We start from the raw sequence: 16866 nt of genomic DNA on the forward strand, positions 1-16866 counted from the left end.
TGTTACCTGCGTTGAAGAAGTTGAACCAATCACTACAGTGATGCGACAGGGAAGAGGCTGCCGGTAGTCTTCTCGCCCAGTCTCTCCAAATTCATGCGCGCAACCGCCGCGGCCGTCAGAAGCGGCGCAGTTTGATGCCGTGCTTACGCAGCGCGTAGCCGATCTGCCGCGGCGTGATATGCAGGAGTCGTGCGGCCTTCGCTTGTACCCACCCACAGCGCTCCATTGCCCACACAAGCTGTTCCCGCTCGCTCCCCGGCATGTCGCTACCGCTTGGCGTCTCGAAGCTACCCCCCTTCCATTCACCGGCACTTACGTTCGCCATGGCATTCGGCATTTCATTGTTTGGAGCGTCCAACGAGCGGGTAGGACGAACAGCGTCTTCTCGTTCGATGTAATGCAATTCTTTGCTAAGGCACCGGCCTCCCTCACACAGAAAGGAAAAGCGATCTATCGTGTCATCATCCACCATTGTCGCGGTACGCTCAACGCAATTTTCCAGTTCGCGCACATTACCTGGCCAGTAGCAGTTGGACAGAACCCGAAACGCTTGCTCACTGAAATGCAGAGACCGACGATTGTCGCGGTTAAAACGATCCAGAAAGTGCTGTGCCATTGCCGGAATGTCCTCACGGCGTTCGCGCAGCGGCGGCAAAAGGACGCTTACGACGTTGATGCGGTAGTAGAGATCCGCCCGAAATTCCCCCGCCTTCACCATTTGTTCCAGGTTGCGGTTCGTAGCAACGATCAGCCTAACATCGACTTTCACCGGGGTAGTGCCACCCACCCGCTCGAACTCGCGTTCCTGCAAAACGCGCAACAATTTGGCTTGGAACGACGGCGAGATGTCGCCGATCTCATCGAGGAAAAGTGTCCCGCCGTGTGCCAGTTCGAATCGCCCCTTGCGTTGAAATTGCGCACCCGTAAACGCTCCCTTCTCATGACCGAACAATTCGCTTTCTAGCAGTGTTTCTGTGAGCGCTGCACAGTTCACTGAGATGAACGGCTGGTCCTTGCGCGGGGATAACCGATAAATCGCGCGCGCGATCAACTCCTTTCCAGTTCCGCTCTCGCCGCGCAAAAGCACAGTCGTGCGCGTACGTGCTACTTGATGAACTTGTGAAAAGACGCGTTGCATGGGTGCAGATTCCCCGAGCACATTGTCGATGTGATACAAAGGCCGGTCAGCGTTGACCTCTCGTCTCGTCTCCTGTCGCGCGGTTTGGTCCATCTGACCCGACGCACGATCGAGCAGAATTGCCTGCCCCATCGGCGCCGCGACGACCTTCATGAGTTGGAGGTCACTAGCGAAGGCGCGCTGTCCGTCAGTATTCTCACAGAACGCAACAAGTACGCCGAGCGGCCGCCCTTCGTACCTGATCGGCGCCCCGAGCAGTGCCACATGCTCCCCTTCCAATTCGTCGAAGATTTCGATGCTGTCCACGAAGAGTGGTTCGTCCCGCAATTTCGCCACCACACCGGCCGAATCGTTCGCGTGTATTCGCCCCAGCACCCCGTCATGGGGCAGGAAACGAAGACGTTCACGCCAGTCCCCTGACAACCCCGTGCCACACACGCCGCCCAGATGGCCGCCTGGTTCGGCGACCGCAATAAACGCGGAGCGCCATCCACACGCATATGACAAGTAACGCAAAGATCTCTCCAACGTCCTTTCGGTATCTCTGGATGAAGTCAACGTCTTTACTACTTCGTAGACCACATCAAAACTGAGATGGCTCTGATTGAGATCAATATGTGACATAGATCTGAACTCCGGAAATTGCACGTCAGCGCCGCGGGACCCGAGCCCCAACAAAATAGTTGGCGGCGCTACGTTTTCGCAAGCCATGGTAAGCTCCTGCCGCAACGGGCACGAAAGCCGACAAAAGAGACAAGGACGACACAATCGCAGTCGCGGTGTCAGAGATGCGACAAAAGACACGATGTATCTTTGTACGCAGATGGGATACTACCGAAAAAAGACGTAGGTTTTACGACAAAATTAGGTTTGCACTGCCGACTATTTTTAAATGTACGCGACGTACTTGATTTATGACGAGGTAGCATGACTACGCGTGAATTAGAGTACACGCCGCGTAGCGTTAATGCTCGACTCAAAAGACAGGACGTTTTATCGTCTGCATCTCCATTTGACGCGCCGATGTTCGGCCCTTCGACGCGTTTTGCCTCAGACGCCCATCAGTTGGAACCAGGTAGTGGCCAGCCTGCTGACGCTCCGTCGTGCGCACCGTCTCCGAGAGTACTCAGTTGCAGCGAACGGAAGAGAAAGCGCTGAAGTGCGTTGACCGCAGACGAGCGGTCTTCTAAACGCCCAGGACTAAAGAGACCGAATTCCGCCACCGGCGGCAACGGCAACCCTACTGCGCGGGGATCGATCGCACGCATCGTATCGCGGCGCACCTGCCAGTCCAGAAGTAGCGCGACGCCGAGCCCAGCCTCAACGGCTGACTGAACCGCAGAGAGGCTCGTGCTTTTGCAGGCCACGCGCCAAGGGATACCTGCCTCAAGCAACGTGGCAAAATAACTCTCCTGCCACCGGCATGCACCGCCGAATGCAACAATCGGCAGCGGACCGTCTCCGAGATCAGCATTGCGCGTGCGCGCGGTCGCCCAGCGAAGAGGATGTCGCCAGGTGACGAGCGGCTCCACCGGGATCAGGGCGGGATCACCAATCGCGAAATCCAGCGTGTTGCTCATGAGCCGCTGCGATAGGACCGGACTCGCATCAACGACAATCTCCAAGGCTACATCAGGAAACAATGTCGAAAATTGCCGCAATGCATGGCGGAGGTGACTCATGGCGATGTCCTCGGGAATTCCGATCTTCACGGTACCCGCAACTTCACCCGAAGTAAGGGCGGAACGGGCCGCAAGGCCGATTTCGAGCAACTTGTGTGCATAGGGCAACAGAACGTTGCCCGCAGAGGTCGGCTTCACGCCGCGCGGTGAACGTTCAAGGAGGCGCTGACCGACTTCGTCTTCGAGCCGCCGAAGGGCCATGCTGACGGCAGCCTGTGTACGATGGAGCTCCATGGCAGCATTGCTCACACTGCCGGCTTCCACTACTGTCACGAACGTACGCAGTAGCGTGCTGTCGAGATCGCGAATCATCAATTTCCCTCATGCAAACATAAACATTATCAGCTTATACCACGCATACAGCTGCGGTTAGTATCCTTCCGTCGCCCACATAGAGAGCACGGGTGCGCAAAAAAACGAATGAGAATGAGGCCTAGATACGGGTCGCCAAAAGGATTCGCTGTGTTTAAGGAAACGATTTGGTCAGTTGTCGGTTGACAGAAATCATTTCGATGCGATGGGGTTTGCCAAAGCGCACCGCTCTGCAAAGAGCAACCCAATTTCGGGCCACCCAAGCGCGGGGGCCTTCAACCCATACTCGTCGCACGACGACCGGTGCACAGTTTAGAGGCCAATCGTGGAGATTTTTGCAATCCGAGAGAGCCACCATCGCCTCGTAGGACAAGCAGTTCGTGTCTCCGGTTCATTCGCCGCCGACTCGCAACCCAGCGCGCCGCGTTCGCTCCTTCTCATTCATCTTACCCGGAAATCACATGAATACACCCAACGATCGGGTTCGCTTCGAAGAGCTTGCCCAGTACACCATGGACCAGATCCTCGCGGTTTCGCCGGAAACCGCTGCCTTCCACCGAGGCGACTGGATCGACAGTGAGTACTATCGCCGCCATCTCGTCGAAACCGTGTTACGCATCCGGCTCAACAACGAGGTAGGCGCATTCGCGCTATACAAAATCGGCTGCAAGGATACCTCGCTTGCGCAGATGCTCGCGCAGCACCTCGCGCAAGAATATGGGCAAGAATGCCATCTACTGCATGACATCGAGAGGTTCGGCCTTACCGCAGCGAGCGTGGACAGCATTAGACCATTCAATAGCACCGACAAGCTAATCGGATATCTCTACCTAAGCATCGTCCGCGATGGCCCGCTCCCTACGATGCTCTGGAACTGGTTGCAGGCGTGGTATTCGGGCCGCTATAACAAGGTCATCGCGGAATCAGCCGCGCGCGCATTCGGGCACGATCACGCAAAAGGTACGCTCAGCCACATTGAGTATGCCGAATCGCGCAGCCTCGAAGACTCCACATGGATCGCTCTGAAACTGGCGATCGGCGGCTCGGGCGGAATGGCGAAAGCAGAAATCTATTTGAACAACATTGTCGGAATGATTCACGAGTATTTTGAAGAGTTGCGTGTCGCGACCCTGCCCGGGCCGGAGACCGGCACTGAACAGGCAGCATTCAAATGACCGCCATCATCGTGATTGAGCCGCAGTCGTCCGGTGCCGCACTTGTCGCCTCAGCTGTGCGCCTTGGCATGGCCACCCACGTGTTTTTGGCCAACCGCGATGCCCGCTCCCTGTCATGCGAACTGCAGGCCGCTATGGTGCCGTACACGGTGATAGACACTGACTCGCCGAACGCCGTGGCGGTCACCGCATGCGCCATCGGCGTCGATGCGATCGTACCCGGTTGCGAATGCGCAACAGGCGTCGCAGCTGAATCGGCCGCGCTCCTCGGTCTTCCACATTTGCAGCCGGAAGCGGCCGCACTCACGCGCGACAAATACCGCAGCCGCATGCATCTCGCCGCCGCCGGACTGGCGGTTCCTGTGTTCGCCCTCATCGCACATCGTCGCGACGTCATGACAGCCGCTTTACACGTAGGCTTTCCGGCCGTCCTTAAGCCTGTCCGCGGCGGCGGCATGCCTGCGACGTACGTCAACTCTCTTTCCCAATTGCAACTTGCGGTCGAGTGCGCCATGCATCACGGCGTTGTTGCTATCGGCCCTAAGGCCGGCAACGCGTTGCTCCTTGAACAGTATCTCGAGGGCCCAGAGTACTACATCGAAGGCTACGTCAGTAGGAAGTACGGACCCCGCGTCGTCGCCGTAACCGAAAATCTCTCGGGCGCAAAGCAGAATTTCGCAAAAATGGGCCACTATGTCGAAGCCTCATTGGCATCGGACCAGGGAGCCGCGCTCGTCGCATACGTCGAGCGCGCCACCGCGCAGATTGGACTGACCCTCGGTGTTTTCCACGCCAAAGTGCGTATAACGCGCGACGGTCCGGTGCTGATCAAGATCACGGCCTGCCTCGGAGGTGATCGCACCTATCGGCTGATCGAACTCAGCAGGTCAACCTCTCTGCCGGAAATAGCGATACGCAGCCACCTCGGCGATCCTGAGCCAGCCCCCGACGCCGACGCAAAACGCGCCGTGTGTGTTAGCGGCGTACGGTTCTTCGCACCGGTAGGCGACGCGGCCGCCGTCGAACGCGTTCGCGCCATACCGGCTTTCCAGGAGGTGGAGGTCCGTTCCCATATCGGCGGCACAGTGCCACAACGACCGGCGACGTGCGGCCGTCTCGGGCATGTGTTGTTCACCGCGCCCGATCGCCCGACACTTGATTTGCGGCTTGCCGAAGCGCTGAGAACGCTCGGATCCCGTCGCGCCTGTAACGATATTTGAGCGGTTTGCACCTCATGACAACCAACTACCCCGCCCCGCGTAGCCGTATAGTCGTGCTTCACCGTTGGTCCGACGGCTTCGCAGCCTACCATCGCTACATCGATCATGCGGCGAATAACGTCGCTTATATCTGCACGCCGAACGGCGCGGCCGCGCTCGACGCCTCCCAAACCGCGCACGTCGAAGAGCTATCCGACATCCTCGATGAAGATGCACTGCATAAGGCCATGAGCTCCTGTCATGAGGCGCTCGGCGGCATCGACAGGCTGATCGCATTGTCCGAATTCGATCTTCTGAAGGCCGCTCGACTCCGCAATTCGTTCAATATTCCCGGCGATCTTCCCGATACCGTCGTGCGCTTTCGCGACAAGGCCGCTATGAAGCATACCGTTGCTGCCGCGGGCCTGCGGGTACCGCGCGTTGCAGCGTTGGAAGATGTGGCTTTTGCGAAAGTGAATTCGCCACCTGTGATGCGCTTTCCGATCATTGTAAAGCCACGTACCGCCGCAGCAAGCCTAGGCGTACGGCGCATCGACACGCGTGCCAGGTTGGATATGCTGTGGCCGACACTACCGCTAGTTGAGTACGAGTGCGAGGAGTACATCGAAGGGTCCGTCTATCACGTTGACGGCTTCATGCGCGAGGGCACATGGGTAATTGTGCGCGTGTCCCGCTACATCAACACCCGTCTTCAGTTTGCACAAGGAAACCCCCTTGGCTCGGTGATGCTCGACCCGGGACCGCACAATGATGCTGTGCTTGAATTCGCGGCCGCATGCCTGCGAGCGCTCGCCCTGAGTAACGGACCGTTTCATCTTGAGATAATCGGAGCTTGCGACGGATTCTATTTTCTGGAAGTCGGTGCCCGTGTCGGCAGTGGGGAAATCCCCTTTCTTTTCCATGAATTGTACGGCGTCGACCTCTTCGACCTCTGGGTCACCCACCAATCAGGTGACGAGGCGCGGTTCGCCGCACGGGCGCAGGCGGCGTCAATCGCGTCAACCTCGTCCACACGCGGGGGATTCCTGATGTTGCCAGAGCCAGTCGGCAAGATATTCCTCGACGCACAATTGCCGAATGCTATCCCGGGGCTTTACGAAGCTGTCTTCCCGGCGAGACGTCACGTATTCAACGGTTCCAGCCGCATTGGCAACATCCTCGCACGCTTCCGCTATCGCGGCGCATCTGAGGAAGAAATCGACAAGGCAATTCGTGCGACGTTGCGTGATTTTCGCTACACGCTGGCGGAGAACGCGGCGCTCACCGACTAGCCGTACACGTGACCCGTCACGCTAAGCAAGACTTTTCGCCTCCTCCAGCAATAGCTCGCGCATCCAGATACTTGCAGGATCACCGTTATGCAGCGCAGGCCATTGGATCGCCTCAGTGAAAGTGGAAAGCGGAAGCGGTACTTCGGCGATCCGCAGAGCAGAGGCCTCCCCGAGATGCCTGGCCAGCCTCAGAGGGATCGTCGCAACGCGACCAGTACCCGATATCACGGACGGAATAAGGTGAAAGGTCGGAACGACGACCTCTTCACGCCGTTTGAGACCGAGGTCCAGTAGGAAAAACTCTTCGATTGAAGGCCTGCGTGCCCGCCCGAACCTCACCGTCACATGTCCCAGTGACATGTACCGGTCGAGCGAAATCTGCTCCGACAACTGCTTGTTGGCAGAACAGCCGACACACACGAGCTTCTCATCGAAGAGCGGCGCTTTCGGGTGAGTATCCGGCAGGAATAGATCGGGCAGAATCAAAAAATCGGCGTCGCCACGCCGCAGCAAATCCCCAGGCTCGTCGTCTGGGAAAAGCAGTTCGAAACTGACCGCCGGAGCCTCGCGTGCAACGCGCTTAATGACCTTCTGGAAATAGACGAGCGTCATGAAATCAGAGAGGCAGACCCTGAACCGGCGATCCGATTTTGCCGGCTGGAAAACGTCGCGCGAGATGATGGAAAGCTGGATATGCGATAGAGCCTCCCGCACCGGTCCGGCAAGCTCTACCGCTCGTGATGTGGGCACGAATTCTCGGCCTCTCATCACAAAGAGGTCGTCGCGAAAATAGTCTCGTAACCGCGACACCGCGGCGCTCATGGCAGGTTGGCTCAAATTGATATCGCGTGCCGCAAGCGTGACGTTACGCTTCGCCATCAATGCGTCCAACGCGACGAGAAGATTCAGATCGAGGCCTTTGAAGCGCATCTTTAATTATCCGCTTGGTGGATGACACATATCGAAACAATCGATTGTACAAATTAATTGAGGTACAGCAAAGTTACGGCAATTCAGCTTGACATGCAAGTCATAAATATGACTAATCCCGTCGTTCTACTGAACAAGGCTCGACATCAATTCCCAGATATTGACTGCTACATGGCATTTCGCGGTTGCGACTGGGGCTGGTCCCTGGGTAAACGGTGACTCATCCAAAGATGAGTGAAAGACTATGAGAAGACTCAGCGATTGTGAAATGCCGCAATTTATTTCGGAAGTGCTAAACGTGCGTGACCGTAAGGGTGAGTGTCGTAAGGTTTACCTTACCTTTGACGACGGGCCACACCCGATATGGACGCCGAAAGTACTAGATCTGCTGGCGTGGCACCAAGTACCGGCGACCTTCTGTGTACTCGGTGCCTACGCGGCTGAGTATCCGGAACTGATCCAGCGCATGGTTTCGGAAGGCCACGATGTCGCGAATCACAGTCTTTCCCATCGGGACTTGTCGAAATGCGAGACGGATCAGATACGGCACGAAATAGCAGAAGCGAACTCGCTTATCCAGCGTGCTTGCCCAGCGGCAGCCGTGCGATACATGCGTGCGCCGTATGGAAAATGGACGAACGAAGTTATAGCCGAATCCATGAAAGCGGGACTAATGTCACTCCACTGGTCGGTAGATCCACGAGACTGGTCGAGTCCGGGAGCCGAAGCGATTGTCGATTCCGTACTGACATCGGTGCTGCCCGGCTCGATCGTACTGCTGCACGACGGGTCTCCTCCCGAAGAGTGCGACTTACATGATCACGATGCTTCGCGCGAGCAGACTGTCATCGCACTATCACGCCTGATTCCACGATTGAAGGAAATGGGCTTCGTCATCAGTTCGCTTCCGTAAGTTAAACGGAATATCCCGCTTAATGGGAATCTCAGACCCCGAGCTGATCGACAAGTAGACGATATGCTCCATTAGAAACGTTTCACCAATAGATTCAGGTATGCGCGCCGTCTGCGCACTGGCGATCACGGCTAGAACTAAGGAAATGCTGACCCCGATGCAGGCATTGGCTGATCTGACTTTCAGCCGACGCCGATGGTAGTGTTCTGGACGACCTCGGTACTATGAGGTGCGTTAACGGACATTTTTCTTGTACGCCAAACAGCGTCTTTCCAAACTCTATAGGCACGAGAACAATTGCCCCTCGAATCGTGCGTGACCCTGTAAGGTATTTCCGCGCCTGACTTCCGCGCCATCGCTCACGTCAGGCCTGTACTGAGAATCCCAACGTCTCCTGGCACACTGACCCCCGATGAACATTCCTGCCGCAATCAACACGACATCTGTCCTATTATATGCGTCACTTTCGGCCATCTATAAAAGCGCGCAGGTACTTCACACTCTTCCGACTAGCGGCCCACCTTCATGCGTCAACGTAGTCAACACCGAGTATTTGCCTGACATCGACGTCATCGTCCCGTGTTTTAACGAAAACCCCGAAACGCTGCGAGCGTGTCTCGACTCGATTGGCGCCCAGAACTACGCGGGCGCCATCAGGGTTCACGTGGTCGATGATGGATCCGCCAACCGCGATGCGTTGAACGTCGTGTATCGCGAGCACGAGCATGATCCTAGATTCAACTTCCTCCTTCTTCCAGAGAATGTGGGAAAGCGTAAAGCGCAAATCGCCGCAATACGTTCTTCGTCCTCGGAACTCATACTTAACGTAGATTCGGACACCACTCTGGCGCCGGACGCAGTAAAGAAACTCGTGCTGACAATGAGCGACGCAACGGTCGGTGCGGCCATGGGTCAGTTGATAGCCAGCAATCGCAGCGACACGTGGCTGACCCGCCTGATCGATATGGAATACTGGCTTGCGTGCAACGAGGAGCGCGCGGCTCAAGCGCGCTTTGGTGCTGTGATGTGCTGCTGCGGACCGTGTGCGATATACCGGCGCACAGCGCTTCTCCTGCTGCTGGACCAGTACGAAACTCAAATGTTCAGGGGCAAGCGCAGCGACTTCGGCGAAGACCGCCATCTGACAATTCTCATGCTCGCGGCGGGCTATCGAACGGAGTACGTTCGAGATGCAGTGGCCGCTACGGTGGTTCCGGATACGCTGCGACCGTACCTGCGGCAGCAATTGCGCTGGGCGCGCAGTACCTACCGCGACACGCTGCTGGCGCTTCGCCTTTTGCCTCGTCTTGATCGCTATCTGACTCTTGATGTGATAGCGCAGAACATTGGCTCTCTGTTGCTCGCCATTTCAATGATTTCAGGCTTTCTGCAAATCGTGCTCACAGCCACAGCTCCGTGGCAGGCGTGCTTCGTCATTGCTTCAATGACGATGGTCCGCTGCTCCGTTGCTGCCATCCGCGCTCGCGAGCTTCGATTTCTCGGATTCTCGGTGCACACACTCATAAACCTTTTACTCCTGCTTCCTGTGAAAGCATATGCTCTCTGTACTCTGGATAACAGTGAGTGGCTTTCTCGCAGTTCTCCCGTCCAAGGCCAAGGTGAGCACCATGTTCACAAGAGCTAGTAATGCGTAGCCTCCCGCGCTCGCCACGGAATCTTCCTCAAACGATGATGGTCTGTATCCATTTCTGGCTCTATGTCTAATGCAACGATCACGTTCTCCCACGTGAAGAAATCCTACGGCGGCAAGCTTGCCGTCGACGGATTGTCCTTCCGCGTAGAGCCCGGCGAGTGCTTCGGTCTGCTCGGGCCTAATGGTGCCGGCAAAAGCACTACCACTCGAATGATACTGGGTATGGCACTGCCTGACGCAGGCGAGATTACTGTCCTGGGAGAACCGGTGCCGGCGCGGGCACGCCTGGCGCGCAGGCGGATTGGTGTCGTTCCGCAGTTCGACAACCTGGAACCAGGATTTAGTGTGAGCGAGAACCTGGAGCTCTTCGGGCGCTACTTTGGGATGAGCAGAGGCGAAATCGATGCGGTGGTCCCATCCCTGCTGGATTTCGCACATCTCGGGGACAGGGCTCACGCACGCGTGACCGAGTTATCGGGCGGTATGAAGCGCCGCCTAACCATTGCACGCGCGCTCATCAACGATCCGCAACTTCTTGTCATGGATGAACCAGCGACTGGACTAGATCCGCATGCGCGCCACCTCATCTGGGATCGTTTGCGCTGCTTACTCGCGCGCGGCAAAACAATTCTTCTGACTACGCATTTCATGGAAGAGGCAGAGCGCTTGTGCGATCGGCTATGTGTAATCGACGGAGGGCGCAGCATTGCGGAGGGTGCACCTGATGCATTAATCGAAGAGCAGATTGGAAGTCACGTTCTCGAGATATACGGCGGCAAACCTCATGAACTCAAGGCGCTGCTGATTCCGTTTGCACAGCGTACGGAGGTAAGCGGTGATGCACTGTTCTGCTACACGGCCGATCCGCAACTGGTATGCACGCGACTGCGCGAGCATACGGGTCTGCGTATTGTGCAGCGTCCGGCGAATCTGGAGGACGTTTTTCTTCGGCTGACCGGACGCGAAATGAAGGATTGAATAATGCGCGAAGTTTTTATGATTGCCCTGCCCGGAAACGCCTGGAACTGGCGCACAGTATGGCGGCGTAACTATTTGGCGTGGAGAAAAGCGGCGCTTATCTCCCTTCTCGGCAACTTGGCCGACCCGATGATGTACCTCTTTGGTCTCGGCTTCGGCGTCGGAATAATGATAGGTCACATCGACGGCACTCCTTACGTTGCGTTCCTGGCTGCCGGAATGGTTGCGACAAGCGCCATGACCGCGGCGACTTTCGAAACGATTTACGCTGCCTTCGCTCGCATGCACGTTCAGCGCATGTGGGAAGCCGTGCTCTGCACCCAACTCACCATTGGGGATGTCATTCTTGGCGAACTGGCATGGGCCGCTACAAAGGCCCTTCTCGCGGGCTCCGCCGTGATGGTGGTTGCAGCGATGCTCGGTTACGCACGGCTTTCGAGCATCGTATCTGTGATCCCTATCGTTTTTCTAACTGGCCTCGCTTTCGCGAGCGTAGCAATGGTACTCGTCGCGATCGCACCGAGTTATGACTATTTTGTGTTCTACCAAACGCTTGTGCTTACTCCCATGTTGTTCCTGAGTGGCGTCGTCTTCCCTGTGGGCCAACTGCCTCGGGCGCTTCAATTCCTTGCACAGTTCCTGCCGCTTACCCACTCCGTCGAATTGATCCGCCCGGCGATGCTTGTACGTCCGGTCGGCGGCATGGGGCTGCATCTGGCCGTGCTTTGTGTCTACACAATACTGCCGTTTTTCCTGTCGGCGACACTGGTCCGCCGCCGCCTGATGTCTTGATGCTGACGACGTTCCGCCCAGCAGCAGTCTTGTGATAAGCATCGGAATGGGCTACATCCGAACCGCCGCTTTCAACCTAATGAAATTCACGCCATGACCCACTTCATGCCGACAACTCAGCCATTCGTGATTCTCGGGATGCCCAGAACCGGCACCCACTATCTGGAAGAACTGCTGAATGCTCATCCAAACGTCTTGAGCAACGGCGAATTGCTCAACACCTACGACACCAATTGGCCTGACAACCGGCTGAAGTACAGCAATCGCGAAATTCTCGAACTGGCTTATCTCCGCTATCCGGTCCGAAAGGGAAAGGCGCACGCCACGCATATCGGTTGTAAGATCAATCAACCGCAGTTTCTGGAACGCACCGGATTCTTTGATCAATTGGCACAGTGGCCGCGCCTGAAGGCGATGCTTGTGGTCCGTAGGAATACGCTGGAATCGCTGCGATCGCTGGTGCAAGCGAGACAAAGTGGTGAATGGCTCAAGTACGGGTCGGACAATGGGTCGGCTCCGCCTCCGCAAGTCGCGTTGACTATTGAATTATGCGAAGCCTACTTCAAAGCTGCAGACGATTTTCATCGTCAAGTCGTCGACTCTTTTGCGCCAGAGAATCTTCTTTCAATAGACTATGAAAACCTCCTCCATGACCCCGCCGGATGCATGGAGGCGGTGCAGACATTCCTTGGAACTTCCGTGCACCCCTGCTCTCCAAGGACGGCTCTTCAAAGGCAGGAAGTCCGACCTCTGGAGCAGACCGTACTCAACTTCGACGAGTTGAAAGGTCACTTCAGTGGTGGGCAATATGAGAGATTTTTTGAAACAACGAGAGATGGACTTTCTCGGGATCGCATGATCCATGCAGGCCCGGGTTCATTTCCTTAGAATTAGCACAAAAGCTCTTCATCTAGGAATTCTGCCATCTAAAGGGTAATTTTACGATCTTTGCGATCCTACTGGCGCAACATCCCGAATGCGACGCTTCCGCCTTCTTGGTAAACGCACGCCACGGGTTGCGCGTGAACGCAACTGAAAAAGGTGACTTTCCATGTCCTCAAAGGTGCAGTGGAAACTGTGCTGGGAAAATGAGCTCCAGCTTTCCGATCATCTCGAATTGGCCCAGTTCTTCCGGACAACATATGGTCCAACCGGATCGTTCAACGCAAAGCCATTCGACGGCGGTCGAAGTTGGGCCGGGGCGAGGCCCGAACTCCGCGCCATTGCCTACGATTCGCAAGGTGTAGCGGCGCACATGGGTTCGTTGCGCCGCTTCATCAAGGTTGGCACAACCGACGTGCTGGTGGCGGAACTGGGTTTGTATGGAGTGCGGCCAGACCTCGAGGGGCTCGGAATCAGCCAATCAATTCGCGCGATGTATCCTGTATTGCAGGAGCTTCGCGTGCCATTCGCATTCGGCACCGTCCGCTATGCCTTGAAGAACCATGTCACAAGGTTATGTCGACATGGAATTGGAACGGTCGTGTCTGGGGTTCGCGTCCGTTCAACGCTCCCCAACGTTCACCTCGATTTGCCGGCAACACGTGTAGAAGATGTACTGGCAGTGATTATGCCGATTGATAGAGCTATGAGTGAGTGGCCGCACGGGAGCGAAATCGAACGCAATGGCCCTGAACTATGACTCTCCTGTATCTGCACCGGACACGCGACCAGCGGCTCAATCTGAGCCTGCAATGACATGTGAACGCGCACTCCTCAGGTAAACAAAATTGAAAAACGTAGCGAATTTCGACTTGTTGCGTCGGGAGTTGGATGCGGACGACCCGTGGCAACTGGACACTAATCCGTTCGAGCATGAGCGTCATATGCACATGCTTCGGTTATCACTCTCTGAAGGCCCCGTTGCCCATGCCCTTGAGGTCGGATGTGCGGGAGGTGCGTTCACAGAGAAATTGGCGCCGTACTGTGAGCGGCTCACCGTGATGGATGTGATGCCGCAAGCGCTTGCGAGGACACGCAAGCGGCTAAATCACCGGCCGAATGTTAACTGGATCGTTGCAGATGTCCAGCACTTTTCCAGCGCAGAGCGGTTCGAACTGGTCGTAGTCGCAGAGGTTTTCTACTATCTCGCCAACATCGCAGAAGTGCGAGACGCTATCCGCAATCTGGCGTGCGTGCTCGCGCCTGACGGCCAGTTGATATTCGGTTCAGCACGTGACGCCAATTGTCGACGCTGGGGACATATCGCTGGTGCTGAAACAGTGCTGAAGATGCTAAACGAACAGTTCATCGAGATTGAGCGAGTCGAATGCGTAGGCCAGTCGTCCAATGAGGATTGCCTGCTCGCACGCTTCCAGAAGCGAAGCGCAATTTCCCCTTCAATCAGATTTCCCTCGCTAGGTTGAAAGATATTATGCGCATCTGTGGCCTCAAGCTGACACACGACGGAGCAATCGCTGTTGTCGAGGATGGAAAGCTCATTTTTTGCATCGAACAGGAGAAGCGGGACAACAATCCGAGATATCAGGATATACGCAACCTCGATGCAATTGAAACCGCATTAGCCGAGCACGGTCTACGGACAGACGACATTGACGAATTTGTGATTGACGGCTGGGACGGTGAAGTGACGTCGCAGTTTCAGGTGCTGAGCGGCGCCACCCCAATCGTCCTCGAGGGTGGGCCCTATACGGAACGCAAAAACGGAGATGTTCTGGCTTCTGTCGACGGAACTGGGCTGTTGATCGGCGGAAAGTCATATCGGTACAGGAGCTACCCTCACGTGTCCGGCCACGTCGCCGCCGCATACTGCACGAGTCCGTTCGCGCAACGTGGGGAACCTGCGCTTTGCCTGGTGTGGGATGGCGGCATGGTGCCACGGCTGTACCATGTGGCACGCGACGACGTGCGGCTCATTGACCAACTCTTCCCCATCATCGGTCAAATGTATGCGGCGGCCGGACATCATTTCGGGCCGTACGCAAAGGCGGCGGGTGCAGAGTGGGACTTGGGGGTGGCCGGCAAGCTAATGGCATATATCGCGCTGGGGTCAGTCGACGAAGACATCATTGCTACATTTTGCCATCTTTACCTGGAACGCTTTGCAGGCGACACGGTGCTTGCGCGAAACTATCGTAAGAATCTCCATCTTCCCAGTACATCGCTCGCAGCGATACGCGATTTCTTCCACGCATGCGTGCCGCAACTGCAGGGTAAAGCTCCCGAAGACGTACTCGCCTCGTTCCATATTTTCCTCGAGCGCCTACTCGTCCGCGAAATGGAAGTGGCCCTGCGGCGCCATTCTATTCCTGGGCCGCGTAACCTGTGCGTATCCGGCGGATGCGGACTCAATATCAAATGGAACAGTGCATTACGCGCAAGTGGCTTGTTCGATGCTACCTGGATTCCACCCTTTCCGAACGACAGCGGTTCGGCGATCGGCACCGCATGCTGCGCAATAGCCGCGGACGAGGGCTTCATGCCCTTAGAGTGGTCGGTATACAGCGGCCCCGCAATTGAAACTGGCACGCGAGTGCCCGGCTGGTCTTCGTCGCCTTGCTCCCTAGCTGAACTCGCACAAATACTTGCCGAAAATAGACCCGTCGTTTTCCTTGCCGGACGCGCCGAGCTGGGCCCCCGAGCACTTGGGGCGAGAAGTATTCTCGCCGCTGCGACTTCGCCGAACATGAAGGCTCTTCTCAACGATGTCAAGCATCGGGAATATTTCCGTCCTGTGGCGCCCATATGTCTTGAAGACCGGGCGCGTGCTGTATTCCTCCCAGGCACTCCCGATCCCTACATGCTGTTCGATCATCAAACGCACGACGAATGGCGGGACAAGATACCTGCCGTCGTGCATCTCGACGGTTCTGCGCGATTGCAGACCATTGCAAGGTCATCCGGGCATCCCGTGGCGCAGTTGCTGATCGAATACGAGAAGCTAACAGGCCTTCCCTTGCTGTGCAACACCAGCGCCAATCACCTCGGACGAGGCTTTTTTCCCGATGCAGCGTCGGCGTGTGAATGGGGACGCGTCGAACATGTTTGGTGCAATGGCCAGCTATTTACCAAGACATGCAGAAATGAGACTTCGGCATCAGTCAATGAGCTGGCACTTTTTGGGGCCGCATGAATTTTTTTTTACCGCAAGGCCCCAATCAGTGAGCGCACACCCTACCCCGACCGCACCCATTTCAGTAGGCAAGTATGGCGAATGAGCCTTCCACTTCAGCGTTGTATGCGTACGGCTTCCGGGTTCCCCCGGAGGCGAGAGCACGTTTGCTTCTTCAAACGCCGGCCATTCTCTGGTTTACCGGCCTATCAGCCGCGGGAAAGTCGGCTATTGCCGACACGGTAGAGGCTCGTCTCCATACAGCTGGCCGACTCACCTACATACTTGACGGCGACTCCGTCAGGCTCGGTCTCTGCAGAGACCTTGGCTTTGCCGATGCTGACCGCCGCGAGAACGTACGGCGCGTCGCGGAGGTCGCAAAATTAATGGCCGACGCCGGCATCATAGTGTTGGTGTGCCTCATCTCGCCATTCCGTCGCGATCGGGAACTCGCCCGGTCTACGGCGGGCAGCCATAATTTCGCCGAAATCCATGTTCACGCGAGTTTAGCTGCGGCGGAGGCACGTGACCCCAAAGGGCTGTATCGGCTCGCAAGGAGCGGCGCAATCCAGCGGTTCACCGGCATCGACTCCCCGTATGAGGAGCCGACGGATCCGGACGTTTTCATTGACACATGTCGCAAGTCCATCGACGAAGGTGCCGACATTGTCCTGAATTGGCTCGGCAGTCGCTGACTGTTGCGATCATTCGTAGATTGCATGCACGCTT

At 56.6% G+C, this 16866-nt stretch carries 15 protein-coding genes; 12 read left to right on the plus strand and 3 right to left on the minus strand.

The window, feature by feature from the left end; genetic code table 11:
* Window positions 1–115 precede the first annotated feature (115 nt).
* Window positions 116–1762, minus strand: coding sequence for a nif-specific transcriptional activator NifA (gene nifA, locus VSR34_RS33780; protein ID WP_342964697.1), 1647 nt, complete (start codon window positions 1760–1762; stop codon window positions 116–118).
* Window positions 1763–2199: 437 nt separating this feature from the next.
* Complete coding sequence (locus tag VSR34_RS33785) at window positions 2200–3132, minus strand: LysR family transcriptional regulator (protein ID WP_342964698.1); 933 nt, start codon at window positions 3130–3132, stop codon at window positions 2200–2202.
* A 461-nt stretch (window positions 3133–3593) separates the two neighbouring features.
* Here VSR34_RS33785 and VSR34_RS33790 point away from each other — a divergent pair, with 461 nt between their 5' ends.
* From VSR34_RS33790 to VSR34_RS33800, 3 genes are read left to right on the plus strand one after another with little or no spacing between them, the layout of a single operon-like run.
* Complete coding sequence (locus tag VSR34_RS33790; RefSeq protein ID WP_342964699.1) at window positions 3594–4307, plus strand: hypothetical protein; 714 nt, start codon at window positions 3594–3596, stop codon at window positions 4305–4307.
* Window positions 4304–5527: an ATP-grasp domain-containing protein gene (locus VSR34_RS33795; protein WP_342964700.1), complete on the plus strand. Its 1224-nt coding sequence runs from the start codon at window positions 4304–4306 to the stop codon at window positions 5525–5527. Before VSR34_RS33790 ends, VSR34_RS33795 begins: the two co-directional genes overlap by 4 nt.
* A 14-nt stretch (window positions 5528–5541) precedes the next feature.
* Window positions 5542–6798, plus strand: a complete 1257-nt coding sequence (locus VSR34_RS33800) for an ATP-grasp domain-containing protein (RefSeq protein WP_342964701.1) — start codon at window positions 5542–5544, stop codon at window positions 6796–6798.
* 21 nt (window positions 6799–6819) lie between these two features.
* On the opposite strand, the gene VSR34_RS33805 is transcribed toward VSR34_RS33800, so the two are convergent.
* The gene (locus VSR34_RS33805; protein ID WP_342964702.1) at window positions 6820–7728 is read right to left on the minus strand and encodes a LysR family transcriptional regulator; all 909 of its coding nucleotides are present in this window, start codon (window positions 7726–7728) and stop codon (window positions 6820–6822) included.
* Window positions 7729–7996: 268 nt separating this feature from the next.
* On the opposite strand from VSR34_RS33805, the gene nodB reads away from it, so the two are divergent.
* The 9 genes from nodB (at window position 7997) to cysC (ending at window position 16832) form a co-directional block, all read left to right on the plus strand.
* A complete protein-coding gene (gene nodB / locus VSR34_RS33810; protein ID WP_342964703.1) occupies window positions 7997–8641 on the plus strand; it encodes a chitooligosaccharide deacetylase NodB in 645 nt (214 codons plus the stop codon).
* A 412-nt stretch (window positions 8642–9053) separates the two neighbouring features.
* The gene (gene nodC / locus VSR34_RS33815) at window positions 9054–10286 is read left to right on the plus strand and encodes a chitooligosaccharide synthase NodC (protein WP_342964704.1); all 1233 of its coding nucleotides are present in this window, start codon (window positions 9054–9056) and stop codon (window positions 10284–10286) included.
* A gap of 72 nt (window positions 10287–10358) precedes the next feature.
* On the plus strand, window positions 10359–11273 hold the full coding sequence (nodI, locus tag VSR34_RS33820; RefSeq protein ID WP_342964705.1) for a nodulation factor ABC transporter ATP-binding protein NodI: 915 nt from the start codon (window positions 10359–10361) through the stop codon (window positions 11271–11273).
* 3 nt (window positions 11274–11276) lie between these two features.
* Complete coding sequence (locus VSR34_RS33825; protein ID WP_342964706.1) at window positions 11277–12065, plus strand: ABC transporter permease; 789 nt, start codon at window positions 11277–11279, stop codon at window positions 12063–12065.
* Window positions 12066–12158: 93 nt separating this feature from the next.
* Window positions 12159–12953, plus strand: a complete 795-nt coding sequence (locus VSR34_RS33830) for a sulfotransferase (RefSeq protein ID WP_342964707.1) — start codon at window positions 12159–12161, stop codon at window positions 12951–12953.
* Window positions 12954–13116: 163 nt separating this feature from the next.
* The gene (locus tag VSR34_RS33835; RefSeq protein WP_342964708.1) at window positions 13117–13707 is read left to right on the plus strand and encodes a NodA family N-acyltransferase; all 591 of its coding nucleotides are present in this window, start codon (window positions 13117–13119) and stop codon (window positions 13705–13707) included.
* 88 nt (window positions 13708–13795) lie between these two features.
* The gene (gene nodS / locus VSR34_RS33840) at window positions 13796–14431 is read left to right on the plus strand and encodes a nodulation methyltransferase NodS (protein ID WP_342964709.1); all 636 of its coding nucleotides are present in this window, start codon (window positions 13796–13798) and stop codon (window positions 14429–14431) included.
* Entirely contained in the window at window positions 14362–16158 is a 1797-nt protein-coding gene (nodU, locus tag VSR34_RS33845; RefSeq protein ID WP_342964710.1) for a nodulation protein NodU, read from the plus strand. The genes nodS and nodU overlap by 70 nt, the downstream gene beginning before the upstream one ends.
* A 74-nt stretch (window positions 16159–16232) precedes the next feature.
* Entirely contained in the window at window positions 16233–16832 is a 600-nt protein-coding gene (gene cysC, locus VSR34_RS33850; protein WP_342964711.1) for an adenylyl-sulfate kinase, read from the plus strand.
* Window positions 16833–16866 lie beyond the last annotated feature (34 nt).

The organism is Paraburkholderia sp. JHI2823 (genome assembly GCF_038900695.1).
GTDB classification, from domain to species: domain Bacteria; phylum Pseudomonadota; class Gammaproteobacteria; order Burkholderiales; family Burkholderiaceae; genus Paraburkholderia; species Paraburkholderia mimosarum.